The 23079-nt window shown below is 73.7% G+C and carries 20 protein-coding genes and 1 pseudogene; 7 read left to right on the top strand and 14 right to left on the bottom strand.

The window, feature by feature from the left end:
* The first annotated feature begins 92 nt into the window (after positions 1-92).
* From ACFZCD_RS01820 to ACFZCD_RS01810, 3 genes are read left to right on the top strand one after another with little or no spacing between them, the layout of a single operon-like run.
* Positions 93-614, top strand: a complete 522-nt coding sequence (locus ACFZCD_RS01820) for a hypothetical protein (protein WP_391826796.1) — start codon at positions 93-95, stop codon at positions 612-614.
* Positions 611-2548 carry a GMC family oxidoreductase gene (locus ACFZCD_RS01815; protein WP_391826794.1) on the top strand — a complete coding sequence of 646 codons (1938 nt, stop codon included), beginning with the start codon at positions 611-613 and terminating at the stop codon, positions 2546-2548. The genes ACFZCD_RS01820 and ACFZCD_RS01815 overlap by 4 nt, the downstream gene beginning before the upstream one ends.
* Positions 2545-3693, top strand: coding sequence for a ferritin-like protein (locus ACFZCD_RS01810; RefSeq protein ID WP_391826792.1), 1149 nt, complete (start codon positions 2545-2547; stop codon positions 3691-3693). The genes ACFZCD_RS01815 and ACFZCD_RS01810 overlap by 4 nt, the downstream gene beginning before the upstream one ends.
* Positions 3694-3736: 43 nt before the next feature.
* Here ACFZCD_RS01810 and ACFZCD_RS01805 read toward each other — a convergent pair whose 3' ends face one another.
* The 12 genes from ACFZCD_RS01805 to ACFZCD_RS01750 all read right to left on the bottom strand — a co-directional run bounded on the left by ACFZCD_RS01805 (position 3737) and on the right by ACFZCD_RS01750 (position 17306).
* Positions 3737-4498, bottom strand: a complete 762-nt coding sequence (locus ACFZCD_RS01805; RefSeq protein ID WP_391826790.1) for an SDR family NAD(P)-dependent oxidoreductase — start codon at positions 4496-4498, stop codon at positions 3737-3739.
* A gap of 22 nt (positions 4499-4520) precedes the next feature.
* Positions 4521-6203, bottom strand: a complete 1683-nt coding sequence (locus ACFZCD_RS01800; protein WP_391826788.1) for an FAD-binding oxidoreductase — start codon at positions 6201-6203, stop codon at positions 4521-4523.
* 40 nt (positions 6204-6243) lie between these two features.
* Positions 6244-6762, bottom strand: a complete 519-nt coding sequence (locus tag ACFZCD_RS01795; protein WP_391826786.1) for a cupin domain-containing protein — start codon at positions 6760-6762, stop codon at positions 6244-6246.
* Positions 6763-6986: 224 nt separating this feature from the next.
* Positions 6987-8066: a hypothetical protein gene (locus ACFZCD_RS01790; RefSeq protein ID WP_391826784.1), complete on the bottom strand. Its 1080-nt coding sequence runs from the start codon at positions 8064-8066 to the stop codon at positions 6987-6989.
* Between the two features lie 105 nt (positions 8067-8171).
* A complete protein-coding gene (locus ACFZCD_RS01785; RefSeq protein ID WP_391826782.1) occupies positions 8172-9779 on the bottom strand; it encodes a M48 family metalloprotease in 1608 nt (535 codons plus the stop codon).
* A gap of 168 nt (positions 9780-9947) precedes the next feature.
* Positions 9948-10364 carry a hypothetical protein gene (locus ACFZCD_RS01780; protein ID WP_391826780.1) on the bottom strand — a complete coding sequence of 139 codons (417 nt, stop codon included), beginning with the start codon at positions 10362-10364 and terminating at the stop codon, positions 9948-9950.
* Positions 10365-10490: 126 nt separating this feature from the next.
* Complete coding sequence (locus ACFZCD_RS01775; RefSeq protein WP_391826778.1) at positions 10491-11702, bottom strand: MFS transporter; 1212 nt, start codon at positions 11700-11702, stop codon at positions 10491-10493.
* Positions 11699-13174: an FAD-dependent oxidoreductase gene (locus ACFZCD_RS01770; protein ID WP_391826776.1), complete on the bottom strand. Its 1476-nt coding sequence runs from the start codon at positions 13172-13174 to the stop codon at positions 11699-11701. Before ACFZCD_RS01770 ends, ACFZCD_RS01775 begins: the two co-directional genes overlap by 4 nt.
* Positions 13171-13545 carry a hypothetical protein gene (locus ACFZCD_RS01765; RefSeq protein ID WP_391826774.1) on the bottom strand — a complete coding sequence of 125 codons (375 nt, stop codon included), beginning with the start codon at positions 13543-13545 and terminating at the stop codon, positions 13171-13173. The genes ACFZCD_RS01770 and ACFZCD_RS01765 overlap by 4 nt, the downstream gene beginning before the upstream one ends.
* Positions 13545-14960 (bottom strand): aspartate aminotransferase family protein, encoded by a 1416-nt coding sequence (locus ACFZCD_RS01760; RefSeq protein ID WP_391826773.1) that lies wholly within the window; start codon positions 14958-14960, stop codon positions 13545-13547. Before ACFZCD_RS01760 ends, ACFZCD_RS01765 begins: the two co-directional genes overlap by 1 nt.
* Positions 14953-16335, bottom strand: coding sequence for an NAD(P)/FAD-dependent oxidoreductase (locus ACFZCD_RS01755; protein WP_391827916.1), 1383 nt, complete (start codon positions 16333-16335; stop codon positions 14953-14955). Before ACFZCD_RS01755 ends, ACFZCD_RS01760 begins: the two co-directional genes overlap by 8 nt.
* The gene (locus ACFZCD_RS01750) at positions 16335-17306 is read right to left on the bottom strand and encodes a glycosyltransferase family 2 protein (protein ID WP_391826771.1); all 972 of its coding nucleotides are present in this window, start codon (positions 17304-17306) and stop codon (positions 16335-16337) included. The genes ACFZCD_RS01755 and ACFZCD_RS01750 overlap by 1 nt, the downstream gene beginning before the upstream one ends.
* 377 nt (positions 17307-17683) lie before the next feature.
* On the opposite strand from ACFZCD_RS01750, the gene ACFZCD_RS01745 reads away from it, so the two are divergent.
* Together ACFZCD_RS01745 and ACFZCD_RS01740 are read left to right on the top strand one after the other, a co-directional pair.
* Positions 17684-18700 (top strand): hypothetical protein, encoded by a 1017-nt coding sequence (locus tag ACFZCD_RS01745; protein WP_391826770.1) that lies wholly within the window; start codon positions 17684-17686, stop codon positions 18698-18700.
* 27 nt (positions 18701-18727) lie between these two features.
* Complete coding sequence (locus ACFZCD_RS01740; protein ID WP_391826768.1) at positions 18728-19042, top strand: putative quinol monooxygenase; 315 nt, start codon at positions 18728-18730, stop codon at positions 19040-19042.
* Positions 19043-19057: 15 nt separating this feature from the next.
* Here the strand turns inward: ACFZCD_RS01740 and ACFZCD_RS01735 are convergent, their stop codons facing one another.
* Positions 19058-20422: an LCP family protein gene (locus tag ACFZCD_RS01735; RefSeq protein WP_391826766.1), complete on the bottom strand. Its 1365-nt coding sequence runs from the start codon at positions 20420-20422 to the stop codon at positions 19058-19060.
* Positions 20415-20831, bottom strand: a complete 417-nt coding sequence (locus ACFZCD_RS01730) for a DUF6542 domain-containing protein (protein WP_391826764.1) — start codon at positions 20829-20831, stop codon at positions 20415-20417. Before ACFZCD_RS01730 ends, ACFZCD_RS01735 begins: the two co-directional genes overlap by 8 nt.
* Before the next feature lie 397 nt (positions 20832-21228).
* On the opposite strand from ACFZCD_RS01730, the pseudogene ACFZCD_RS01725 reads away from it, so the two are divergent.
* Both ACFZCD_RS01725 and ACFZCD_RS01720 read left to right on the top strand, forming a co-directional pair.
* Positions 21229-22248: pseudogene (locus ACFZCD_RS01725) on the top strand (chitinase); the annotation flags it as partial.
* Positions 22249-22468: 220 nt separating this feature from the next.
* Positions 22469-23077 (top strand): RNA polymerase sigma factor, encoded by a 609-nt coding sequence (locus tag ACFZCD_RS01720; protein WP_391826762.1) that lies wholly within the window; start codon positions 22469-22471, stop codon positions 23075-23077.
* The last annotated feature ends 2 nt before the right edge of the window (positions 23078-23079 follow it).

Genomic DNA, 23079 nt, shown 5'->3' with positions numbered 1-23079 from the left:
CACTCATACGAGTGAAGGGTATTTGTTTCCTCTTCACTCACCGTGGAGTCTCCGATAGACATGCGTCAGCTCCCACGGATGGGTGGTCACGGATGACACCGAAGACGAGCACGTCCGCAGATTCCCTCGACGCCTTCCTCACCGCCTCGGCCGCCCTGACGGGCTTCGAGGTGTTCGACCTCCACGCCACCGGCATGGCCGCGGCCTACCACGAGACCTTGCTGGCGCAGGTGGGCCGCCCGGCCGCCGGCTGCTTCCTCGACGCCCTCTCCGCCGCCGGGGGCGACCCCGACGGCATCACCGACGAGACCGCCCGTGACATCGCCCGCGCCGTCGCCCACATGTGGTACGTGGGCGTGTGGCCGCAGCTCGCCGCGTCCGTCCACGCCGCGCTGGGCCGCGAGCGGCCCAACACCCCGTTCACCGTCTCCCCCGAGGCCTACGCCGAAGGCCTGGTGTGGCGCACGTTCCACGGCCATCCGGCGGGCGCCAGGCCGCCCGGCTTCGGCACCTGGGCCGATCCGCCACCCGGCGCTCCCGCCGTCCCCCGCGCGAGTGATCGTCCCGGTCGTCGTGCGCCGGCCGTCCCCGGCCCGCGGGGTGACGGGTCATGAGCCCGGCCCCCCGCCACGGACGCGAGCGGTACGACGTCATCGTGGTCGGCGCCGGGCTGTCCGGCTCCCTGATCGCCAAGGAGCTGGGGGACAAGGGCCGGCGCGTCCTCGTCCTGGAGGCCGGCACCGGCGCCCTGGACACCTGGCCCGGCCACCTGGAGGCCGTGGACACCTTCTACTCCGCCCTCGCCAAGGTGCCCAACTCCCCCTACCGGCCCAACGCCGAGGCCCCCTCCCCCGACGCGCTCGACCTCAGCGGCCTGCCCGCCGGCGGCTACAGCGCCCACGGCTACTTCGTCCAGAACGGCCCCCTGCCCTACGGCAGCGACTATCTGCGCGCCCCCGGCGGGACCGCCCTGCACTGGCTGGGGCTCACCCCGCGCATGCACCCGGAGGACTTCCGCACCCGCCGCACCTACGGCTACGGCCGCGACTGGCCCCTCGGCTACGACGACCTGGAGCCCCACTACCGCGCCGCCGAACGGGCCCTGGGCGTCGCGGGCGACGCCGCCGAGCAAGCCGCCGCGATCGGCCTGCCGTTCCCCGAGGGCTACGTCTATCCGATGCGGGCGATCCCCCGCAGCTACGTCGACGCCGTCTTCGCCGCCCGCCTCGACGGGGCCAGGGTCCGCGAGGCCCCCGGCGCCCCGGCCACCACGCTGCGCGTCACCGGCACGCCCCACGCCCGCAACGGCACCCCCGACCCGCGGTACGACGAGGGCCGCGGCTACCGCCCGGTGGGCGCGGCGGGCCTTCCCAACTACGGCGAGCGCTGCGTGGGCAACGCCTCCTGCGTGCCCATCTGCCCGGCGCAGGCCAAGTACACGCCCCTGAAGACGCAGGCCGCGTGGGACCGCCACCGGGTCCGGCTCGTCACCCGCGCCGTGGTCAGCCGCGTCCTGGCCGACGGGACCGGCCGCGTGCTCGGCGTCGAGTACCGGGAATACGCGGAGGGCGCGGCCCCGGCGGCCGCGCACGCGCACACCACCCGGACGGCCGAAGCCGACGTCGTCGTCCTCGCCGCGCACGCGATCGAGAACGCCAAGCTGCTCCTCCTCTCCCGGCTCGGCAACCACAGCGATCAGGTCGGGCGGAATCTGATGGACCACCCGGTCCTGCTCGGCTGGGGGCTGCTGGACCACCCGGTCGGACCATTCCGCGGGCCCGCGTCCACGTCGGGCCTGGAGTGCTTCCGCACCGGGCCCGCCCGCCGCTCCCGTTCCCCGTTCCGCATCGAGATCAGCAACTGGGGCTGGGGATGGCCCGCCGGTTCGCCGGGCAGCGACGTCGCCCGGCTGCTGGGCATCGGCGCGGACGCCGCCCAGCCGCGGGGCAAGGGCCTGTTCGGGGCGCGCCTGCGGGCCGCGCTGGGGGCACGGATCGGCCCGCAGGTCTCCGTGCAGTTCCTCCTGGAGCAGGAGGCCGAGGAGCGCAACAGGGTCACCCTGGACCGGCGCCGCACCGACCGGCTGGGCCTGCCGCGCCCGGTCCTCACCTACGACCTCTCCGACCGGGTCAAGCGCGGCATGGCGGCCGCGAAGGCCGTCTCGGAGCAGCTCTTCCGTCTCCTGGGCGCCGAGGACCGCACCACGTACGGGCCCGGGCCGCTCTCCCCCGGCTGGTTCCGCTTCGAGGGCCGGGACTTCGTCTTCAACGGTGCCGGGCACGGCGGCGGGACCCACGTCATGGGCGACTCGCGCGGCACGTCCGTGGTCGATTCCTGGCAGCGCTGCTGGGACCATCCCAACCTCTACGCCGTCGGCTGCGGCAGCATGCCCTCGATGGGCACCTCCAACCCCTCGCTGACCATGGCCGCCCTCGCCCTGCGCAGCAGCGCGCGCATCCACCGCGATCTGACGGAGACTCACCGGCCCCTCTCCGCGGGCCGGCGGCCCGCCGCGGGCGCGGACCGGACCGAGGAGGGAGGGGCATGAGCACCGCACCGCCGCCGGACGCGCCCGCCGGGCTCACGGCCGGGCTCGCCCGGGTCGAGGAGCCGCCGTTCCGCGTCCCCCGGGACCGCGCCGACCTGCACGTCTTCCTCCAGGCCGCGCTGACGCTCGAACACCTCACCATCCCGCCCTACCTGACGGCGATGCACACGCTGCGCGCCGGCACCAACCGGCCCGCCTTCTACGCGGTCCGGGCCGTCGTGCTCGAAGAGATGCTCCATATGACGCTCGTCGCCAACCTCCTCAACGCCGTCGGCGGCAGGCCGCTGGTGGCGCACTCCCGGTTCGTCACCGGCTATCCGGCCCTGCTGCCCTACAGCCGGGACAAGACGCCCGTCGCCCTGCGCCACTTCGGCGTCGAAGCCCTGGAGACGTTCCTGGCCATCGAGCGGCCGGAGTACGTGGCGGAGCCGCCCGGCCACCCGTCCGTGGCCGGGGACTCCGGCTGGACGTCGATCGGCCAGTACTACAACACCATCCGCACGGGCCTGGTCCGGCTGACCGGGGAGCTGGGCGAGGCGGTGCTCTTCAACGGCGACCGGCGCCGGCAGGCCGGACCGGAGGACTTCTACAACTCGGGCGGCGAGGTCTTCCCGGTGACCGGTCTCGACTCGGCCCTCAAGGCCCTGCGGGTCATCACCGAGCAGGGCGAGGGCGCGAACCGGAGCGTCTTCGACGCCGACGACCTGCTGTTCGGCGAGGCCCGCGAGCCCGCCCACTACTTCCGCTTCGACGAGCTCCGCCGGCAGCGCGGCTACGGCCCGCACGACACCCCGGCCTCGGGGCCGACCGGCCCGGCGATCGACGTCGGCTGGGACGACGTGTACGCCATCGACCCCGGAGCGCGGGTCGCGGACTATCCGCCCGGGAGCCCGGTGCGGCGGGCCGCCGAGCGCTTCAACGAGGCGTACGCACGGCTGCTGTGCGTGCTGGAGACGGCGTTCACCCAGGCCCCTTCCGCGCTCCGGTCCACGGTCCCGGTCATGCTGCAGCTGCGGGACCTGTCCGTTGCGCTGTACCGCAATCCGCACCCCGACCCGGCCCGGCGGGCCCGGGGCCTGCACGCCTCCGCGACGTACGAGATCACCGAGGAGCTCCTCGGCCGGGCCCGCCGGGACCTGCGGTGAACGGACGGGGTGCGGGGCGGGCACGCCCCGCACCCCGTGGTGCTCAGGCCGTCATGCCGCCGTCCGCCACCAGGTCGTGGCCGACGACGAAGCTCGCGGCGTCCGACGCGAGCCACTGGACCGCGGCGACGATCTCCTCCGTCTCGGCCACGCGGCCGATCGGCACCGTGCCGGCCAGTCGCACCGCCCGGTCGGCCTCGCTCTCGCCGGGGCGGAAGGACATGGCGGTGTTGGAGGCGCCGGGGCTGACGGCGTTGATGCGGATGCCGTCCTTGATGTGGTCCAGCGCGGCCACCCGCGTCAGCGCGCTCACGCCGGCCTTCGAGGCGACGTAGGCGGCCATGCCGGGGCGGCGGCCGTGGAAGCCGATGTTGGACGAGGCGTTGACGATCACTCCGCCGCCGTGCTCGCGCATGTGGGCGATCTCGTACTTCATGCAGAGCATCACGCCGGTGAGGTTGACGCCGACGAGCCGGTGCCAGGTGGCGAGGTCGGTGTCGGCCAGGGGCGCCGGCCGGGCGAAGAGGCCGGCGTTGTTGTGCGCGACGTGCAGACCGCCGTGGCGGGCGACCGTGGTGGCGACCATCGCCTCGACGTCCTGGGCGCTGGTCACGTCGGCCGCCACCGCACTTGCCTTGCCGCCCTCCTCCTCGATGAGCCGTACGGTCTCCGCGGCGGGCTCCAGTGCGACGTCGACGGCCACGACCGTGGCGCCCTGGCGTGCGAAGGCCAGGGCACTGGCCCGGCCTATGCCGGAGCCCGCCCCGGTGACGAGGGCGACCTTGCCTTCGAACTGTGCGGTCATCTGCTTCTCCTCCATGAGGGGATCACTGCGCGGGCAGGGCGACGGACTGCGAGTGGCGGAAGACGTTGCGCGGGTCGTAGGCGGCCTTCACGCGCTGCAGCCGGGGGTAGTTGTCCTTGTAGTAGAGCGTGGGCCAGGGCACGCCGGACTTGTTCTGCTGCGGGTCGGCGATGTCGCTGTCGGGGTAGTTGATGTAGCAGCCGTCGGTGGCCGGCCCGGGGACGGGATAGCCGCCGGTGGAGGCGAAGACGTCGGTGTAGATCTCGCGCGTCCAGGCCAGGTTCTGCGGGTCCTGCTCCTTGTCGGGCCAGAAGCTCTGGAAGAGGCCCTTGAAGACGGAGTCGCGCTGGGCCGAGGCCGTGTCGCCGGAGCGCACGGTGTTGATCTTCCCGCCGTAGGAGAGCAGGACCACCATCGAGTTGGGGTTCTGCAGGTCGGTGCGCGTCAGGTGCCGGTACAGCGAGGCGATCTGCGCGTCGTTGAAGCCCTTGCGCAGATAGGCGGACTTGTGGATGCCGCGCAGCGTGGGGTTGGTGAGGGTGGGGTTGTTGGTGCCCAGGAAGCGGACCGAGGCCAGCCAGGGCAGGCGCTGGGGGGTGAAGAAGTCGGGCATCGGGCCCTGTTCGCCGACCGCGGAGGTCAGCGGCTCCGCCTTGATGCCGAGCGCGGAGGTGACCGAGGCGACGAAGGCGGTGATGAGCTTCTCGGCGTCGGGCACGGTGGCGTCCATCTGCGTGAGCAGACCGATGCTGTTGTTGGCCCGGTGGTTGATCATCAGGAAGCTGCACAGGGACGCGTAGGGCGTGTCGGGCCCGGCGTTCTTCTCGTGCCAGGTGCCGAAGTTCTTCACCAGGGTGGCGAAGCGGGCCTTGTCGAGCTTGCTCCACGGCAGGGAGACGGCGCTGACGTAGACGTCCTTCGGCGGGTGCATCAGCTGCTTCGCCGGCTCGTCGCCGGTCGCGCCCGGGGAGCGGAACCAGTAGCGGGTGATCACGCCGAAGTTGCCGCCGCCCCCGCCGGTGTGCGCCCACCACAGGTCGCGGTGCGGGTCGTCGGCCTCGCGGGTGGCCACCACGGCCCGCGCGGTGCCGTCGGCGTTCACGACGACGACCTCGACGGCGTAGAGGTGGTCGACGGTGAGGCCGTGCCTGCGCGAGAGCATTCCGTAGCCACCGCCGCTGATGTGACCCCCGACGCCCACGGAATAGCACATGCCGCCGGGGAGGGCCACCCCCCAGCCCTTGTAGAGGGATTCGTAGACGTGCAGCAGCGTGGCTCCGGCCTCGACCGCGAAGGCCTTGCGCTGCTCGTCGTAGGTGACCTGGTCCATGGCGGTCATGTCGATGACGATCCGGACGTCGGGGTTGTAGACGAAGTCGGCGTAGCAGTGGCCCCCGCCGCGTACGGATATCCGCTTGCCGGCGCGGACCGCCTCCTGGACGGTCCGGACGACCTGTTCGGTGGTGTGCACGAGACGTACGGATTCGGGGCGGCCCACCCAGCGGGTGTTGTTGCCGACGATCAGGTCCGCGTAGCGCGGGTCGCCGGGGAGGACGGTGACCGCCGCGGGTGCTCCGGCGCCGGCCTCCGCCCCGGCGCCGGTGCCCGCCGCGGCGGCCCGGGTGGGCGCGAGGCCCGTCTGTGTCACTGCGGCGCCCGCCACGGCGGCGGCGGTGCCGGTCAGCATGGTTCGTCTGTTCAGCATGCCCGTGGATCTCTCTGTGCGGTACCAGTGTTGTCGCCGGTCAGGTGTCCCAGATGATGCCGAGGCCGAGCTTCTCCGCGATCTCCTGAGTGCGCTCGACGGACCAGCGGTCGCCGACCGGCGCGGCGGCCCCCAGGTGCACGGGGTAGCCGCCGTCCAGGAAGAACCGCTCGAAGCCGCCGGGGCAGGTGAGCACGTAGAGGTCGGCCGTCTCGCTCTCCACCAGGTACGAGTGGGGGATGCCGCGGGGCAGGAAGAGGACGCCGCCGCCTTCGAGGAGCTCGGTGCGGTCGCCGACGGTGGCCCGCACGCCGCCGCTCCCGATCATGAAGATCTCGTCCTCGAGGGTGTGGATGTGGCTCGGGGAGCGCTCCCCGAGCCGGGCCGCGAAATGGGTCATTCCCATGGCGCCCCGGGTCTGTTCGGCCGTGAGCTTCACGGTGACCAGGGAGCCGTTTCCCCAGAGCCGCTGCGTCCCGTCGCCCGGCCGGAGAACGGCCGGTGGTACGTCCTCCCGGTCGAAGGGGAGTTCTTCCCGCCCGTGCGGCGCTGCCGTCATTTCTCCTCCAGATCCTTTCCGGTGCGCAACAGCGCCCGACCGGCTGGTTCAGAGCGTTGCCCAGTAAACCGCGGAGCGCCAAGACAGCAGAGCCCAATCCGTCAAGTGCCGGACCGCAGCGGAAAGTTCACGCTGCACACGGCCGGAAACGGATCGGGCTCTGCTTTTTTATTCGGTTGGGGCGGGAAGGCGCCGCGGGATGCGTACCGCTGAACGGGGAGTGACTACTTGGCGCCCTGAACGGCTCGTTCCCGGTAATCGCAGTACCTCGCGGCGGGGTCGCCGTAGTAGCGCCAGGGCACCGATCCGATGCAGCCGTCGACGAGCCGGAATTGTTCGAGGGCCTCCGCGTAACGCTTCTGGTGCACCAGGAAGAACGCCAGGATGTGCCGTGCCTCGGGGAGGCGCGGATGGTCGGGCCGGACGGCCGGCAGGTCGGCGAGCAGGGCGTCGGCCATGGCCCGCGCCTCGGGGGTGCGGTAGTGCCTGCCGAGGAACGGCCGGTCGAGGTGCTCGAAGTGGGCGACGAGCCGCAGGGCGGGCAGCAGGGTGCCGGCCGGGGCGCCGGAGGCGGCCTTGTCGGCGAAGTCGCGAGCCATTTCCGCCGAGCCGTGCCACTTGGCGCACCAGTACTGGAGGGCGCTGTAGTGCGCCTCGTAGTGGTACGGCGCCCGGGTGGTGATCTCCGCCCAGAGCTCGTGCATGTACGCGTGCGGATAGCCGAGGCCGAGCCCTGCCCAGAGGTCGGAGACGTGCGGGGACGGGTCCTCGGGGGCGAGCTCGATCGCCCGGGCGATGTCCTCGCGGGCCCGCAGCAGGACGCGGTGGAAGCCCTCGAACTGCTCGGCCGAGGTCCGGTCCGCCGTGTGGCCGCCCCGGAGCTCCCAGGCGAGGAAGACGGTGGAGCGGGCGCGGACGGCCGCGGCGTCGGGGTCGCCCGGCCGTGCGGCCTCCCAGGCCGTGAGCCAGGCGTCCTCCTCGGCCGCCGCTTGCGCGAGGGCGATGACGAGCGCCGTCCGGCGCTCCCAGTCCTTGCCGATGGCGGTCATGGCCTCGGCGGCGGGCTCCCACGCGCCGCGCTCGGCCGCTTCCCGAGCACCGTCGATCTGCGGGTCGCGCCTCACCCGCTCGGTGTCCTGTTGGTCCTGCGGGAGCAGGCCGAGGGCGGCCGCTTCCGCGGACAGCCGGGACGTGGCGGCGGGGGCGGTCGTCGTGCACGCGGGCCGCGCGGTGGCGCGCTTGCGGTTGCGGTACCAGAAGAAGATCCAGACGGCTATGACGAGGAGGGGCAGCAGTCGTGGCACGGGCGTTCGGCTCGTTTCGTGAGATGCGAGGGAAGAGTGAGGGGGCGTCCGCGGACCGGCCCGCGGGGGCGGCCGGTGGCCGGGCAGCCGGTAAGCCGGTGAGCGTCAGACGCCGGAGGCCTGCGGCAGCAGCCGGCGCAGCGGCGCGGTGTCCGGGGTGTCGGCGACGACGGCTTCCACCGCCGGCGGCAGCCAGGCGTCGTACCCGTCCGGGAGGCACAGCCGTGCGCTCTCCGACCAGGACAGTTCCCACCGGGCGAGCCGGGCGTCGGCAAGCTCCAGCAGCACCAGGCTGGAGAGGGCGTCGAGGAGTGCGGGGCGCAGGAATTCGCGCGCGGCCCGGCCGCTCACCCGCTGTGCGGCCGCGGGCTGCGGAAGGGCTGCGGCTATCTGCCACAGGCGGCCGCCGTCGGCGGCGTCCAGCAGGGCGTGCAGGGTGGTGGGGCCACCGATGACGCGGGCGATGGCGTCGCGGAGGGGCTCGGCGTCGGCCTCGTGGCCGGCGCGGATGCCGTGGTGGACGAGCTCGGGCCAGTCCGCCCGGCGCATCTGCAGGGCCTCCTGGGTGAGAGTGGCCGCTTCGAGGTCGGCGAGGACGCGCTCGGGGTCGTTCAGCAGCGCCATGGCGGGGCCCGCGGGCCGGCCGCCGCGCCCGTCGTCGGGCATGGCCTCGATGAGGCGGATCCGCTCGCCGGCCGGGGGGTGCGCGTCGTACGGGGAGAGGTCGCCCGGCGGGAGGTCGCGGCGCAGCGCGCCGAGCTCCTCCTGGCGGGACGGTTCGGCGAGCAGCCGGGCCAGTCCGCCGTAGAACTGCCCGTACGGGGGCAGCAGTCCGGCGGCCGCGCCGACGGCGGCGTAGCCGCGGAGGTAGAAGCCGTGGGCGGCGTCGAGGACGACGGTCTCGCGGAGGGCGGAGGCGGTGGCGTCGCGGCCGGCGATGCGGACGGCGAGCCGGTCGGCGGCGAGCTCCTGGCGGCGGGCGTCGCGCTGGGTGGCCCGCAGCGCGAACGTGCCGTAGGCGATGAAGACCTTGCTCATCCAGCGGTAGGTCCGCCCGGCGCCGCGGGTGTCCACCTCCTTGGCCTTCCGGCCCTTGCGGAGGGCCTTCTCGGCGGCCTTCTCCTGCCGCAGCCGCTCCTTTTCGACCTGCTTCTGCGCCCGCTCCGCGAAGGCGTTCACCGTGCGGGCGACGGCGTGCCGGCCGCGGGCGGTGAGGGCGGACAGACGGGTGTCGGCGTGGCCGTAGTGGCCGAACTCGTGGGCGAGGACGGCGCGCAGCTGCGCCTCGTCGAGGCCGGTCATCAGGGGGACGCCGAGGTAGAGGCGGCGGCGGCCGGGCAGCAGCCCGAGCAGGCGGGCGTTCTCGGTGACGGCGGCGTTGACGGTGCCGGTGAGGAGGATTTCGTCGGGCATGCGGGTGCCCGCGGCGCCGGCCACCTCGCGCACTGCGGCCCACAGCCGCGGCTGCCGGTCCTCGGTGACGGGCAGTCCGTCGTCCCCGTCGTCCTTGGGCGTGCGGAAGAGCAGCATTCCGCGGACGACGGGAAAGGCCAGCAGCGCGAGAAAGACGGTGACTTTGAGGGCGAGGGGGTTCACACCCCGCCAATAAGCGGCGACTCCGATTCCGACGAAGACGCCGAGCACGGCACAGCACAGCAGATAGAAGCCCGCGAGCAGAACAAGTGCACGCAGGGCACGCAGAAAAACGCCCATGGGGCAGGGGCCCTCACACAGAAATAAGGAATGGTCGGTGCAGCAGGAGGGGGGAAGAATCGCCAGTATGCCGCACGGGGTTTCGAACCGGCAAAATGTTTTGAAAAGCGGCAGCACATGCAGCAGCGGCGGCGGCCCGGAGGCCGCCGCCGCTGTGTGCCGGACCCGTCAGGCCCACGCCTCCGGCCGGGGGTCGTGGAGGGCCGGGTCCTCGGCCGCGGGGCGGGGCCGGAGTTCGGGCGGGGTGGCGCCGTTCGACGGGTAGAGCAGACGGCCGAGCGGATAGGTCTCGGCGTAGGTGGTGACGAGGCGGCGGACGGTGGCGGGGTCGGCCGTCACCGGGAAGCGGCGGCGGTCGGCGTCCTGGTCGTCCGCGCCGGGGTCGGGGTCGGTCAGGGTCGACCACATGTCCTCGGCCGCACTGATGAGCTGGTCGAGTTCGTCGCGCACCCCCTGCCAGGCGCCTTCGCGCACCGCTTCGTCGATGCGGGAGAGGGTGCCGAGGATGCTGGCGTAGTCCTCGGCCAGCTGGTCCTCCTGGGGGGACGGGGCAAGGGTGTTGGCGACTGGCTCGGTGGTGTACACGGCACCTCCACGCAAGGGGGGAAACGGTTCAAGGCCGGGGTGGATGCGTACGAAACCCCCGCAACCGGCATCGTCGCGCGCCACAGGGCCGGCCGCCGCTCTCCACCGTCACCGGTCGGCGATATATCACTCGCACGGGCGAGCGGGGCGGTGCCGGGTCGCACGGGCGAGCCACGCCGTCGCGAGCAGACAGACCGCCGTCATGGCGCACAGCACCACCGGCACGGCCCGTACGCCCGCCAGCTCGATCGCCCTGCCCAGCGCGGGGCCCGCGGCGACGCCGCCCACCATGGACGCGGCGATCACGTAGGCGGCGGCGCGACGCGCGGTGGGGACGGTGCGGTGGAGCCAGGGCAGGCCGGTGGGGAAGACCGGCGCGATGAACAGGCCCACGCCCGCGTACGCGTAGGGGGCGAGGCCCGGCACGGCGGCGGCTCCCGTGCAGAGCAGCATGCCGGTGCAGCTGACGGCGACGATGACGGGCTCGGGCATGCGTACGGCCAGCGGCACCACCAGGAACCGGCCGGCCGTCAGCATCAGCCAGTAGACGGAGGTGGCGGAGGCGGCCGTGGCGGCTCCGTAGCCGACGGTTTCGAGATGGGTGGGCTCCCAGCCGCCGACGCCCGCCTCCACGCCGACGTGCACGACGTACAGCAGGACGAAGGCGCCCAGGAGCAGCAGCGTCCGGCCGGTCCCCGGCGGGGCTCCCGGCGGTCCGGCCGCCCCGCCGGCCGGGGCGGCCGGGTCGCGGTCGCGGACGCCCTTCACGAAGGGGACGAGGGCGGCCGCGAGGACTCCGCAGGCGAGGAAGGCGACCGGGTAGCGGCCCGGCCCGAGGAGGCCGATCAGGGCGGGCCCGGCGACGGCGCCGATGCCGAAGTGGGCGTTGAGGACGTTGAGCATGGCGGTGCTGCGCCGTCCGAAGCCGGTGGCGAACAGCTGGTTGAGCCCGTAGTCGAGGCCGCCGAAGCCGAGTCCCGCGACGAGCGCGGCGGCCAGGGCGGCGGGCCAGACGGGGGCGAGGGCGAAGGCGATGCTGCCGAGGGCCATGAGGGCGTAGGAGGAGCCGAGGAGGACGCGGTTTCCCACCCGGCCGTGGACGCGGTTGAAGGCCAGGACGCCCGTCACGCCGCCGGCGAAGTGGGCGCTCAGCCCGAGTCCCGCCGCGGACGGGGACAGCCCGAACTCCTCGCGCAGGGCGGGGAGCGCCGGTCCGAAGAGGGACTGGAGGGCGCCGATGAGCACGAACCCCGCGCAGGAGGCGGCGACGGCGGTGCGGGTGAAGAGGGCGGTGTCCGGCCGGGCGGGGACGCGCACTCCGGCGATCGGGTCGGTCATGGGCGCCCCGGTGCGGTGTCGAGGAAGCGTTCGGCGATCTCGTGGGCGAACGCCATCACGGTGCCCTGCGGGCTGATGCCGGTGACGCCGGGCAGGACGCTCGCGTCGCACACCCGGAGCCGCCGGAAGCCGTGGGGGCGGCCGTGCTCGTCGCAGATGCCGCCGCGCTCCGGGAGGCCCATGCGGGCGGACGCCATGCCGTGCACGGACACCAGTTCCCAGTCGGCGGGGCGCACGCGGCGGCAGAACTCCCCGGCCTCGGCGGCGGTGCGCAGCGGGCGCGCCGTGGCCACGGGCGGGATCAGCTCCCGGGCACCCGCGGCGAACAGCACCTCGCTCGTGCGCAGGAACGCCTCGCGCAGCCGGCTGTGGTCGGCGGACGTCATGCCGTGCCGCAGGAGGATCCCGCCGCGGGGCGTGGCCCGCAGCCGGGCCTTGCCCTGCAGGCGGAGCTGGGTGGTGTACGAGCCGAGCGTCCCGAAGGAGGCGAGCAGCCGGTCGAGGAGCTGCGGCGGGCGGCTCGCGAGCGCGGCGGCGAGCGTGCCGCGGGTGACGTTCGACGCCATCATCAGCACCCCGTCGCCGGCGAAGTCGTGGACCTGTGCGGTGAAGATGGTGCCCCGGTCGGCGTGGACGGGCTCGTCGAAGCGGGCGACGGTGCGGAAGTTGACGTGCAGGGACAGCTCGCGGCCGGCCGTCCGGCGGTGGATGCGGCTGCGCTGCAGGAGGGCGGGCGTCTGCAGCGGCCCGGCGGCGAGGAAGACATCGCGGGCGCGGTGGACGGCGGTCCGGCCGCCGGGCCCCGCCGCGAGGACGCCGGCGGCCGCGCCGTCCTCGTGCAGGATCCGCAGGACGCGGGTGCCGGGGAGGATCCGGGCGCCCAGTGACTCGGCTTCGGGGAGGTAGCTGACGGCCATGCTCTGTTTGGCGCCGGTGGGGCAGCCGGTGGTGCAGCGGTTGCTGTGCCGGCAGCCCCGCAGGGCCCGGTGGGCGGGCTGCCAGCGCAGGCCGAGCCGCTCGGCCCCGGCCGCGAGCAGCCGGGAGTCGAGGTTGCCGTCGCCGTGCGGCTGGGGGGCGACGCCGAGGCGGCGGGCGATGAGCACGAGGTGCGCGGACAGGTCGGCGGTGCGGTATCCGGCCAGGCCGGCCTCGGCGGCCCAGCGGTTGAGCAGGGCGGGCGGGGGCTCCCAGAGCAGTCCGCCGTTGACGACGGTGGTGCCGCCGACACAGCGTCCTTCCCCGTAGGCGAAGGCGGGGGTCCCGAACACGGGGGTCAGGCCGCCGTGCCGGTAGAGGCGGCGCATGTTCTCGGCGGGGGTGGCCGCGGCCATCGCGTCGGTGCCGGTGCGCGGGCCCTCTTCGAGGACGGTCACCTGCCGGCCGGCGGCGGCGAGTTCCCTGGCGACGACGCTTCCGCCGGCGCCGGATCCGACGACGAGGACGTCGGTGTCGTACGTGTCGTGGCCGGTCACGGCCGCGCTCCCGGCCGGTGTTCCGGCGACCGGTGCGCGGGAGGCCCGTCGAGGGCGCCGAGCAGGGCGAGCGCCGTGCTCGCCCGGACGACGTCGGCGAAGCCCGGCACCGGCAGGGCGGCCAGCCGTTGCATGCCGCGGCGGCCCTCGGCTGCGGAGGCCTTCCGGATGCCGCGCCCGGAGACGAGGAAGAAGGCCGCCGGCAGCAGGCGCAGGGTGAGGGCGTAGCCGCTCCGGTAGGGCTGCGGGAGGGTGTTCAGGGTCCCGGTCACGTGGGCTTCGGCGGCGGTACGGGCCTGGGGGGTGCGCAGGCAGGCGTACTGCCGCAGCCAGTACGAGCGCAGGCCGCTCGCGCGCAGGGCGCCGTGCATCAGGCGGTCACCTTTTCCTTGAGGAACTCGGCGAGCAGGCGGGTGGCGCCCTTGGCGAGCACGGCGTCGAGGGCGTTCAGGAAGACGGCCGTCTCCTCCTCGCCGGCGACCAGGGGCGGGGAGACGATGAGGGCGATGTCCCGGTTGGAGCCGAAGAACGTCAGGATCCCGTGGTCGCGGTAGAGGGCGGCGATCACGGCGGCGGTGAGCAGCTTCGGCACGGCCTGCGGATCGCGGGCGGCCGCGGGGAGGAGGGTGCGGATGCGGTCGGGGATGCCGGGGCCGGGCCGCAGGAAGACGCCGTGGAGGGCGCCGCGGCCGGTGGTGGAGGCCACGAGGCGGGGGTGGCGCGCGGCGATGCGGGTGAGCCCGTCGGACAGCAGTTGCCCGAGGGCGCGGGCCCGGCCGGGGAAGTCCTCCTCCACGGCCACCAGGACCGCTTCCAGGGCGGTGGCCGTCTCCTCGCCGAATCCGTAATAGGTGGTGCTGTGCAGGGTGGCGTCGCTGAGGTTGTCGTAGGCCTTGCGGAAGACGGGTTCACGGGCCACGTAGCCCGAGATGGAGGATTTCCCGCCGCCGAAGGACTTCGACATGGTGAGGACGTCGGGGACGAGTCCGGGGCAGCGCATGAAGTGGAAGAGTTCGCCGGTCTTGCCCCAGCCGGTGTACACCTCGTCGAAGACCAGGACGATGTCGTGCTCGGTGCACAGCCGCCGCACGGCGCGCAGGAAGGCGGGCGGGCATTCGCGCAGGGCGGAGGCGCTGAAGGGTTCCAGGACGACGGCGTAGACGTCGCTGCGGCCCGTGGCGTCGCGGTGCCGTTCCAGGGCCAGTTCGAAGGAGGCGAGATCGCCGTAGGCGAAGGAGTCGGTCCCGGGGATCCGGGGGAATTCGAAGGGGATCTCGGGGGAGGCGGTGAGGCTGCCGGCGCCGAGCAGTTTGCCGTGGAAGGCGATGTCCGTGTGGAGGACGGTGCCGCGCCGCCCGCCGTGGTATTTGTACGCGAGCTTGACCGCGCCTTCGACGGCCTCCGCCCCGGAATTGGGGAAGTAGCAGATGTCGAGGTCGCCCGGGAGCAGTGCGGCCAGGTTGTGGCTGAGGGCGGCGACGTAGGGCGAGAAGAAGTTCTTGTGGACCTCCATGCGGCGGCGCTGCCGGAAGCGGTCGCGGGCGGCGAGGACGCGCGGGTGGTTGTGGCCGTGGTTGAGGACGCCGATGCCGCCGGTGAAGTCGAGGATGCGCCGGCCGTCGCGGAGGGTGATCCACGCGCCTTCGGCGCTGTCGACGAGGTCGCGGCCGAATCCGAAGGAGCCGATGAGGGAGACCTGGCTGCGGCTGACGTGGCGCTCGTAGAGGGTGTGGACCTGGTCGATGCCGAGGTGTTCGGCCTGATCCAGGGAGATGAGTTCAGGCATGGGAGTCCTCGGAGTCGGGCAGGTTCCGGCTGCCGCCGGGTTCGGTGCGCAGCCGGTCGGCGATGAGGCGTCCGGCGCGGCGGCCGTCCCGCACGGCGTAGTTGGTGCCGCGGTCCTCGGGGAAGACCTGGGCCATCCCGGCGAGGTAGAGGCCGGTCACGCGGCTCTGCACGGGGGGCATGATGCGCGTGTATCCGGGGGTGATGACGGGCTGGGCGTGCTCGGCGCGCCACACGTGGTAGGCGTCGACCCAGGAGCGGTCGAACCGGGGGAACATCCGCTGCAGGTGCGGCAGGCTGTGGGCGAACACCTGCTCGTCGGTCATCCGGTACAGCTCCGCGTCGGCGGGCAGGTACTTGGAGAGGTAGGCGATGTGCCGCCCGCCGTAGCGGGCCGGGTCGTCCATGTTGGTGTGTTCGATCACACCGACGTAGGGGAACGACGGGTCGTTGACGTTGAGCCAGTACGTGTCGGAGAGCGGGCGGTTGTTCTCCAGCACCAGGCAGAGGTTCGCCAGGTAGCGGATCCTGCGGAGCTGCCGCAGGAGGGGCGGCACGGAGGGGTGGGTGTCGCTCTGGTCCTCCAGCAGCGTGGCGGCCAGGGCGGGGGCGACGGTCAGGAGGACCTGGCGGGCTGGGTGGAGCTCCCCGTCCTCGGTGCGGACTCCGGTGACGCGGCGGCCGTCGGTGACGACGCCCCGCACGGGGGTGCCGGTGCGGATGTCGGCGCCGAGGGCGGTGAGGCGCTCGCGGAGGGCCGTCAGGAGGGCGTCGCTGCCGCCGCGCAGGTAGTAGAGGGTCTCGCTGCCGGAGCGGGTGCGGCTGCCGCCGCGCAGGTGGAGCTTGGTCCACATCCAGGTGGCGCCCACCTCCGCCGCGTGGTCGCCGAACTTCCCCTCCAGCAGGGGCCGCCACACCACGTCGTAGACCCGGCGGCCGCCGAGGGAGACCAGCCACTCCTCGGCGGTGCGGTGTTCCAGGAGGCGCCAGTCGCGGACGCGCTGGGCGCGCACGGTCAGCAGGCCGAGCCGGAGCCGGTCGGTGAGGGGCAGCGGGGCGAAGCGGAGCAGGTCCAGGGGTTTCGACAGGCGGTAGACGGAGTTGGCGTAGTACATGCCGGTGCGCGTCAGGTGGGGTTCCATCAGGTCGGAGACGCCGAGCCGGGCGCAGAGCCGCAGCATCTCCTCGTCGGAGGCGAACCAGTGGTGGTAGAAGCGTTCGAGGCGGCGGTCCCCGACGGTGAAGCTGCCGGCGAGGCCGCCGATGCCGGAGTCGCGTTCGAGGAGCCGTACGGAGTGGCCGAGCTCCGCGAGTTCCAGCGCGGCGGACAGGCCGGTGAAGCCGGCGCCGACGACGATGACGTCCGGGTGCTGCATCACGCGACCTCCTCGACCGAGGCGAGGACCGCCCCGGGGATCGTGCTCCGTATCCGTTCGCTGACCACGTAGGCGGGCCTGCCCTGCACCTGGCGCAGGACGGCGTGGACGTACTCCCCCACGGCGCCGACGGCCAGCGACTGCGCGCCGAACAGGGCGAGGGGCAGGGACTTCGGCCTGCCCCGGCGGGTCAGCGCCATCAGGAGGGAAGCGGCGAGGGAGGCGGAGCCGGTCCACAGGGGGAGCCGCAGCGGGAGGACGGAGCCGCTGGTGAGGAGGGCGCTGCGGGAGAGGGCGAGCATTTTGCGGAGGGTGTATTTGGATGCGCCCGCGGCCCGCGGGTCCCGCTGGTATTCGATGGTCGTCTCGGGGAATCCCGCCCAGCCGACGGCGCCCCGCAGGAAGAGCTCCCGGTCCGTCAGCCCGGTGAGCACGTCGACGACTTCCCGGTCGAGGAGCCGGAAGTCCCCGGTGTCCAATGCGACGGGGTGGTCGGAAATCCGGCCGAGGAGCCGGTAGAAGACGAAAGCCGATAAGTTCTTGAAGAGGGTCTCGCCGTGCCGGGCGGTGCGCCGCGCGGAGACCACGTGCCATCCCTGGCGCCAGCGGGCCACCATATCCGGGATGATTTCGGGAGGGTCCTGCAGATCGGCGTCGATGAGGACGACCGCGTCCCCCCGCGCCTCCTTGAGGCCGCCGAGACAGGCCGCCTGGTGGCCGAAGTTGCGGCTGAACCGGACGGCCCGCACCATCGGGGACTCGCGGGTGAAGGTCCGTATCAGATTCCAGGTGGCGTCGGCGCTGCCGTCGTCCACGTAGACGACTTCGTAGCGGACGCCTTCGCCGGGCCGCAGGGCCCGGGCGATGCGGTCGTGGGTGCGGCCGAGCACCGCTTCCTCGTTGTAACAGGGGAGAACGACGCTGATCAGGTGCGTGGTCGGGGACGGTGGGCTGGTCTGGCTGGCAGGCATGGGCCTCTCCTGTGCCGGGAGCCGGTTATCGCCGTGAGTGATTGCCGCCGTGCCGCGCTTTTCGCCGTGGTGTCTTCCGCGCGCTTCTCCGGGCTGCGGGCTTTGCCGCAGCCTTTGCCGCGCATTTCAATACTTTCCCCTTGCACCGATCGACGGTAGCCGACGCCCGAGCGGGCGGGCAAGATCCCTGCGTCCGGGGAACGGCGGCCTGCGAATACCGGCTTCCCGTCCCAATTTCCCGGGTGGCGCAGTGCCGCGTGCGGGGGCCGCGGCCGGGGCCGAGACTGGAGCCGGGCCCCGGCCGGCCGCCCCCTGTCCGGGCGGAGCCGGCCGCGGACCGCACCTGGCCCGGACGACCCGGAGGAAGGGGACGGCGCATGCCCGGACCCGGCGTGCCCCGCAGCCCGGAGGCCCCCGCGACCGCTCCCACGAGGTCCGCGGGGATGGGGCGCCGGGCCGTCCTGGCCGGGGCCGCGGGCCTCGCCCTCGGCGTGCCGGGGTGCGGGACCGCGCCCCCGCGCAACGCCATGGGCAGCGGGCCCCCGTCGCCCGCCGCCGGGCTGCCCCGCCCGGCGGCGTGGCGCCCCGACCCCTCCGACGTCCGGCCGGACGTGAAGCTGCGCGCCGTGCAGCTGGTCGAGGCCCTGGGCACCTGGCGGGAGGGTGCCGGCGGTGTCGCGAAGGCGCGGGAGCGGGTGGCGGCGCTCGGCCTGCCGCCCGCGCTCGCCGGGCGGGCCGGGCCGCTGCTGTCCGGCGCGGACGCCGCCGTCGTGCAGGTGGTGGACGCCCAGTACGGCGGGATCCTGGCCGGTTCGGCGAGCGTCCTGGTGGTGTGCCGGCAGTGGACGCGCACCGGCGGCGGGCCGGTGGTGGAGGGCGGGACGACCGTGGACGTGCGGCTCACCTCCGGCGAGCCCCGCTGGTCGGTCGGCGAGCTGCACCCGGCCGAGCCCGGCCCGGCGGCGGCCTCGCTGCCGGAGGAGGCGCGCCGGGTGCTGGCCGACGACCGGATCCGGCTGCCCGCGGCCGCCGAGGCCGACATCCGGAGCGGTGGCGTCCACGCGAGCGTGCTGCGGGCGATGCTCCGGCTGGCGGAGCGCTACCGCATCGACGTCAGCGTCGTGCGCTCCGGCCATCCCCTGAACGTGTTCGGCACCGGCCGGCCCAGCGACCACCCGCCGGGCCGGGCCTTCGACGTGTGGCGGATCGACGGCCGGGCGGTGGTCGATCGGGCGACGCCGCGCCCGCTGGTCGAGGCGTTCATGCGCGACGCCGCTGCGGCCGGCTCGTACAACGTCGGCGGTCCGCTCGTGCCCGCGGGGGCGGGCGCGGGGCGGCAGTTCTTCTCCGACGACACCCATCACGACCACGTGCACGCCGGCTTCGCCGGCTGACCGCAGGCCGCGGCAAGAGGAGGGCCCGTGACCGTCGAGTACGTCCGCTACCGCATCACCGATCCGGACCGGCGCGCCGCCTTCGAGAAGGCCTGTGCGGCGGCCGCCGAGCACCTGTACGCGGCGCCGCAGTGCCTGGGCTACGAGCTCGCGCGCGGGGTGGAGGAGCCGGAGCGGTTCGTCCTGCGGATCGAGTGGACGTCGGTGCACGACCACGAGCACGGGTTCCGCGGGGGGCCGCACTTCGGGCCGTTCCTCGCCGAGGTCCGCCCGTTCACGGGCGACATCGAGGAGATGAAGCACTACGAGCGGCTTCTCGTCGTGGCCAAGGGCAGGGCCTGAGGACGCTCCCGGAGGTCAGTCGACGCAGGGGACGCCGCCCATCTTCACCGCCGGGCCCTGGAAGGAGCCGGAGGACGCGGGCGAATCCCCGCCCTTGGCGTCGTCACCGCCCGGGGCCTTCGTACCGCCCGGGTTCCCGGCCCCGCCCGGCCCCTTGGCGTCGCCCTTCCCTCCACCGGGTGCCTGGGGTCCCGCGAGCGGCGTGCCGTCCTTCTTCGCCGGCTGCCCCGTCATCGCCTGGACGAGGGACTTGACCTTCGCCGGGTCGACGAGGTTGACGGCCTCTCCCTTGCGGGTGGCGAAGCCCTCGATGGGCAGGGTGCGGAACTCGGCGTTGCCGCCGGTCAGGTTGGGCGCCTGCCGGGCGAAGTCGAGGATGTTCCACCGGTTGTCGATGACGACGTCCTTCTTGATGACGTCGAACAGCCCCTGCAGCTTGCCGAGGTCGCTCCACACGCCCTGTTCCTGGAGCTTGTGCGTGACCGAGGACAGGAACGCCTGCTGGCGGTGGGTGCGGTCGAGGTCCCCGGCGGGCAGGCCGTGCCGCTGCCGGACGAAGGCCAGCGCCTGGCGGGCGTCGAGCTGCTGCGGCCCCGCGGGGAAGTCCGCGCCGGAGTAGCGGTCGCGCACGGGATGCTTCAGGCACACGGGGACGGGCTGGACCACCTTGGCGATGTCGTAGAAGCCGAGGAGGTTGACCTCGGCGAAGTGGTCGATGGGCACGCCGAGGAAGTGCTGGACCGTGGCCAGCGTGGCCTCGCGGCCGGCCTCGCGGCCGCGGTGCTCCAGCTCGGCGCCCTTGACGCCCTCGGCCGCCAGCTTCTCCTCGGCCTCGGCCTTGGCGATCCCGTACGCCTCCTTGATCTTGTGCTCCCCGCGCCCGCCGGCGATCTCGACGTAGTCGTCGCGCGGTATCGAGAAGGCCGTCACCTTGGCGCCGCCGGCGGGGATGTGCATGAGGATGAGCGTGTTGGTGTTGTAGCCGCCGATGTCGCTGGAACCGGCGTGCAGCTCGTCCTGGACGAACTCCTTCGGCAGGTCGTTGCCGTTCATGTCCTTGCGGCTGTCGAGGCCGATCAGGAGCAGGTTCACCGCGCCGTCGCGCCCTCGCGGCGCGTCGCCGCGCAGGGCGTCCAGGGCGCTGGAGGTGTTCACTCCGCCGTCCAGCCAGTGGTAGGCGCACCAGCCGACGCCGCTGGTCAGCATGACGAGCGCGGAAGTGAGGCAGACCGCGAGGCGGGCCGCGCGCCCGGGGGCGAGGGAGCGCCCGGACCGGCGACGGCGGGGGCGCGGCCCGGCGGCGGGGCGGCCGCGGCCGGCGCCCTGCGGACGGGGGCGGCCGCCGGGGCGGTGGGGGTCGCGGCGGTACGGCTCAGGCATGGCAGGCCCTCCTCCCCCGGCCGGCGCGGAGCGCGCGCCCGGCCAGGACGGCGGCCGCGGTCGCCTCGGCCGCCGCCATGGCGGGGAAGGTGTCGAGGGCCCAGTGCACGACCGCCGTCACGGTGCTGCCGCCGCTCCCGCCGGCGCCGGCGAGGAGCTGCGCGCCGGCGGCCACCAGGGCGATGACGAGGGGCGGGGCGGCGAGCGCCCACCACGTGCGGCCGCGGGGGCACAGCAGCGCGGCGAGCGCGGCGGCGGCCGCGGCGGTGAGCACGAAGACCCAGCCGAGGCCGGCTCCGGCCGCCTCGTCCGCGCCGGCGCCCGCCACGAGCAGCGCTCCCGGGGCGGACACCGCCGCCCGCGCGCGCCGCGTCCGCTGCTGCGGCGTCTCGGTCCGCCTTCGGCCCATACGTGCTCCCCATCGGATCCGGCCGCCGCGCACCCGCGACAACCTGGCAACTTTCACAGTTGCGCAATATAGCAAGTGTTATTCCGGGGCCGCCGCGTGGGCACCGGTGCACGGCCGCCGGAGGGCGGGACACCCACGGCCGGCGCCGCCCGGGTGCGTATCGTCTCATTCGCCGGGACCGTACCAATAACAGTGGTTCAAGGGGGAGTTGGCATGGAAAATATGAATTCTCCCGCGAGTCCTGCCGGAAGCCTTGACGCAATCCTGGTCCAGACCAACGATGTTCAGCGCAACCGGTCCCCCCGCCCCTCGCGCGCGTCCGGCTCCGGCCGGACCATCGGGAGCTTCCGTGAGACGACTCAGCCGAACCGGACGGCACGGCACCCTCCGTGCCCTCATCACCGCCCTCGCCACCGCGGCCGCGTCCGCCGGGCTCGTCCTGGGCGGAGGCGGCGGCGCCCAAGCCGCCGCGCCCGCCGCTGCGCCCCTGCCACCGCACGTCTTCGCGCCCTACTTCGAGACCTACGGCCCCGAGAGCCCGGCGGACCTCTCCGCGCGGTCCGGGGCGAACCACCTGACCATGGCGTTCCTGCAGACCGAAGCCCCGGGCTCCTGCACTCCCTACTGGAACGGCGCCACCGCCAAGCCCGTGTCACCGTCCGTCTTCGGCACCGACATCGGCACCATCCGTGCCCGCGGCGGCGACGTCATCCCCTCCTTCGGCGGGTACGCCGCCGACAACGGCGGCACGGAGCTCGCGGACAGCTGTACGGACACCGCCCGGATAGCCGCCGCCTTCGAAAAGGTCGTCACCACGTACGGCGTCACCCGCATCGACCTCGACATCGAGGACAACTCCCTGACGAACGCCGCCGGCATCGACCGCCGCAACAAGGCCGTCAAGCAGGTGCAGGACTGGGCCGCGAGCACCGGCCGCACCCTCCAGTTCTCGTACACCCTGCCGACGACGACCCACGGTCTCGCCGACAGCGGCCTGGCGGTGCTGCGCAACGCCGTCGAGAACGGCGCGCGCGTCGACGTCGTGAACATCATGACGTTCGACTACTACGACGGGGCCGCGCACGACATGGCCGCCGACACCGTCAGCGCCGCGACCGGCCTCCACGCCCAGCTCGCGGGGCTCTACCCGGCGAAGTCGCCGGCGGAGCTGTGGGCGATGACCGGGGTGACCGAGATGCCGGGCATCGACGACTACGGACCGGCCGAGACGTTCACCACGCAGGACGCGGTCCGCGTCCGCGACTGGGCCACCGCCCGGGGCATCGGCACGCTCTCCTTCTGGGCGCTGCAGCGCGACAACGGCGGCTGCCCGGGGACGAAGGGGTCCGACTTCTGCTCGGGCATCGAACAGGACGCCTGGTACTTCAGCCGGACGTTCGCACCCTTCACCGGCGGCTGACACGCCGTCCGGGGGCGCGCGGTGCACCGAGTGCGCCCATCCCCATGACCTTCGGAACATCGGCCTGCACGCCCGGGCCTCCGGTTCGCTTGGCTGAGGGATGAGGGCGCTGCGCCCTCGGGTGCCGGGGGGACGGCACCGCCCACCGGTGAGAGGACGTGCAGGTGCAGCTACAGGGATGTGACCGTCGGCCGCCCGGGCCCGGGGAGGGAGCCGCATGACCGGCGTGACCGGCCGGCGGACCGGGCCCCGGCCCTGGCCGGCGCTGCGCGAGGACCTGTCGGAGGGGCTGCCGGCCGACTTCGTCACCTTCTTCTCGCTCCACCACCGGCCCTACCTCCGCTACGCCCACCTCCAGCTGGACAGCGAACCCGACGCCGAATGGGTCGTGGAGGAGGTCTTCTGCCAGCTGGCGCTGGCCTGGGGCGAGGTGCGGCGGCAGCCGAACCCCGCCGCGTACGCCCTGGCCGCCCTGAAGGAGAAGATCACCAAACTGCTGGCGGCCAGGCGGCGCGACGCCACGGCGCTCGTGGAGACGGCCGCGTTCGCCGCGGTCCGGGAGGCGAGCCGCGCCCGCATGGAGGTGCTGGAGTCCCGCCTCGGCCTGTACGCGGCCATCACCCGGCTCCCCGACCGCCAGTACGACGTGGTCGTGCTGCGCTACGTGCTCGGCTATCCCGTGCACCGCGTCGCCGGGATCATGGGCATCTCGCCCGCCACGGTCCGCTCGCACGTCCGGGGTGCGAGACGGCGCCTGGCCCGCGATCTGGAGATCGCGTGGGCCCCGGAAGCTCCGGAAGCCCCGGAAGGAGAAGAGGAGGCGTGACC

Source organism: Streptomyces sp. NPDC008001, from assembly GCF_042958085.1.
Classification (GTDB): domain Bacteria; phylum Actinomycetota; class Actinomycetes; order Streptomycetales; family Streptomycetaceae; genus Streptomyces.
This window is presented reverse-complemented; position numbering and strand designations above follow the sequence as displayed.

What these genes read in the sequence shown, in the direction of transcription:
- ACFZCD_RS01760 (WP_391826773.1), bottom strand. Translation starts at nt 14,960, where the DNA reads ATGCCTGAACTCATCTCCCTGGATCAGGCCGAACACCTCGGCATCGAC.
- ACFZCD_RS01735 (WP_391826766.1), bottom strand. Translation starts at nt 20,422, where the DNA reads ATGCCTGAGCCGTACCGCCGCGACCCCCACCGCCCCGGCGGCCGCCCC.
- ACFZCD_RS01795 (WP_391826786.1), bottom strand. Translation starts at nt 6,762, where the DNA reads ATGACGGCAGCGCCGCACGGGCGGGAAGAACTCCCCTTCGACCGGGAG.
- ACFZCD_RS01755 (WP_391827916.1), bottom strand. Translation starts at nt 16,335, where the DNA reads ATGCAGCACCCGGACGTCATCGTCGTCGGCGCCGGCTTCACCGGCCTG.
- ACFZCD_RS01775 (WP_391826778.1), bottom strand. Translation starts at nt 11,702, where the DNA reads ATGACCGACCCGATCGCCGGAGTGCGCGTCCCCGCCCGGCCGGACACC.
- ACFZCD_RS01815 (WP_391826794.1), top strand. Translation starts at nt 611, where the DNA reads ATGAGCCCGGCCCCCCGCCACGGACGCGAGCGGTACGACGTCATCGTG.
- ACFZCD_RS01765 (WP_391826774.1), bottom strand. Translation starts at nt 13,545, where the DNA reads ATGCACGGCGCCCTGCGCGCGAGCGGCCTGCGCTCGTACTGGCTGCGG.
- ACFZCD_RS01720 (WP_391826762.1), top strand. Translation starts at nt 22,469, where the DNA reads ATGACCGGCGTGACCGGCCGGCGGACCGGGCCCCGGCCCTGGCCGGCG.
- ACFZCD_RS01805 (WP_391826790.1), bottom strand. Translation starts at nt 4,498, where the DNA reads ATGACCGCACAGTTCGAAGGCAAGGTCGCCCTCGTCACCGGGGCGGGC.
- ACFZCD_RS01785 (WP_391826782.1), bottom strand. Translation starts at nt 9,779, where the DNA reads ATGGGCGTTTTTCTGCGTGCCCTGCGTGCACTTGTTCTGCTCGCGGGC.
- ACFZCD_RS01800 (WP_391826788.1), bottom strand. Translation starts at nt 6,203, where the DNA reads ATGCTGAACAGACGAACCATGCTGACCGGCACCGCCGCCGCCGTGGCG.
- ACFZCD_RS01820 (WP_391826796.1), top strand. Translation starts at nt 93, where the DNA reads ATGACACCGAAGACGAGCACGTCCGCAGATTCCCTCGACGCCTTCCTC.
- ACFZCD_RS01810 (WP_391826792.1), top strand. Translation starts at nt 2,545, where the DNA reads ATGAGCACCGCACCGCCGCCGGACGCGCCCGCCGGGCTCACGGCCGGG.
- ACFZCD_RS01745 (WP_391826770.1), top strand. Translation starts at nt 17,684, where the DNA reads ATGCCCGGACCCGGCGTGCCCCGCAGCCCGGAGGCCCCCGCGACCGCT.
- ACFZCD_RS01750 (WP_391826771.1), bottom strand. Translation starts at nt 17,306, where the DNA reads ATGCCTGCCAGCCAGACCAGCCCACCGTCCCCGACCACGCACCTGATC.
- ACFZCD_RS01730 (WP_391826764.1), bottom strand. Translation starts at nt 20,831, where the DNA reads ATGGGCCGAAGGCGGACCGAGACGCCGCAGCAGCGGACGCGGCGCGCG.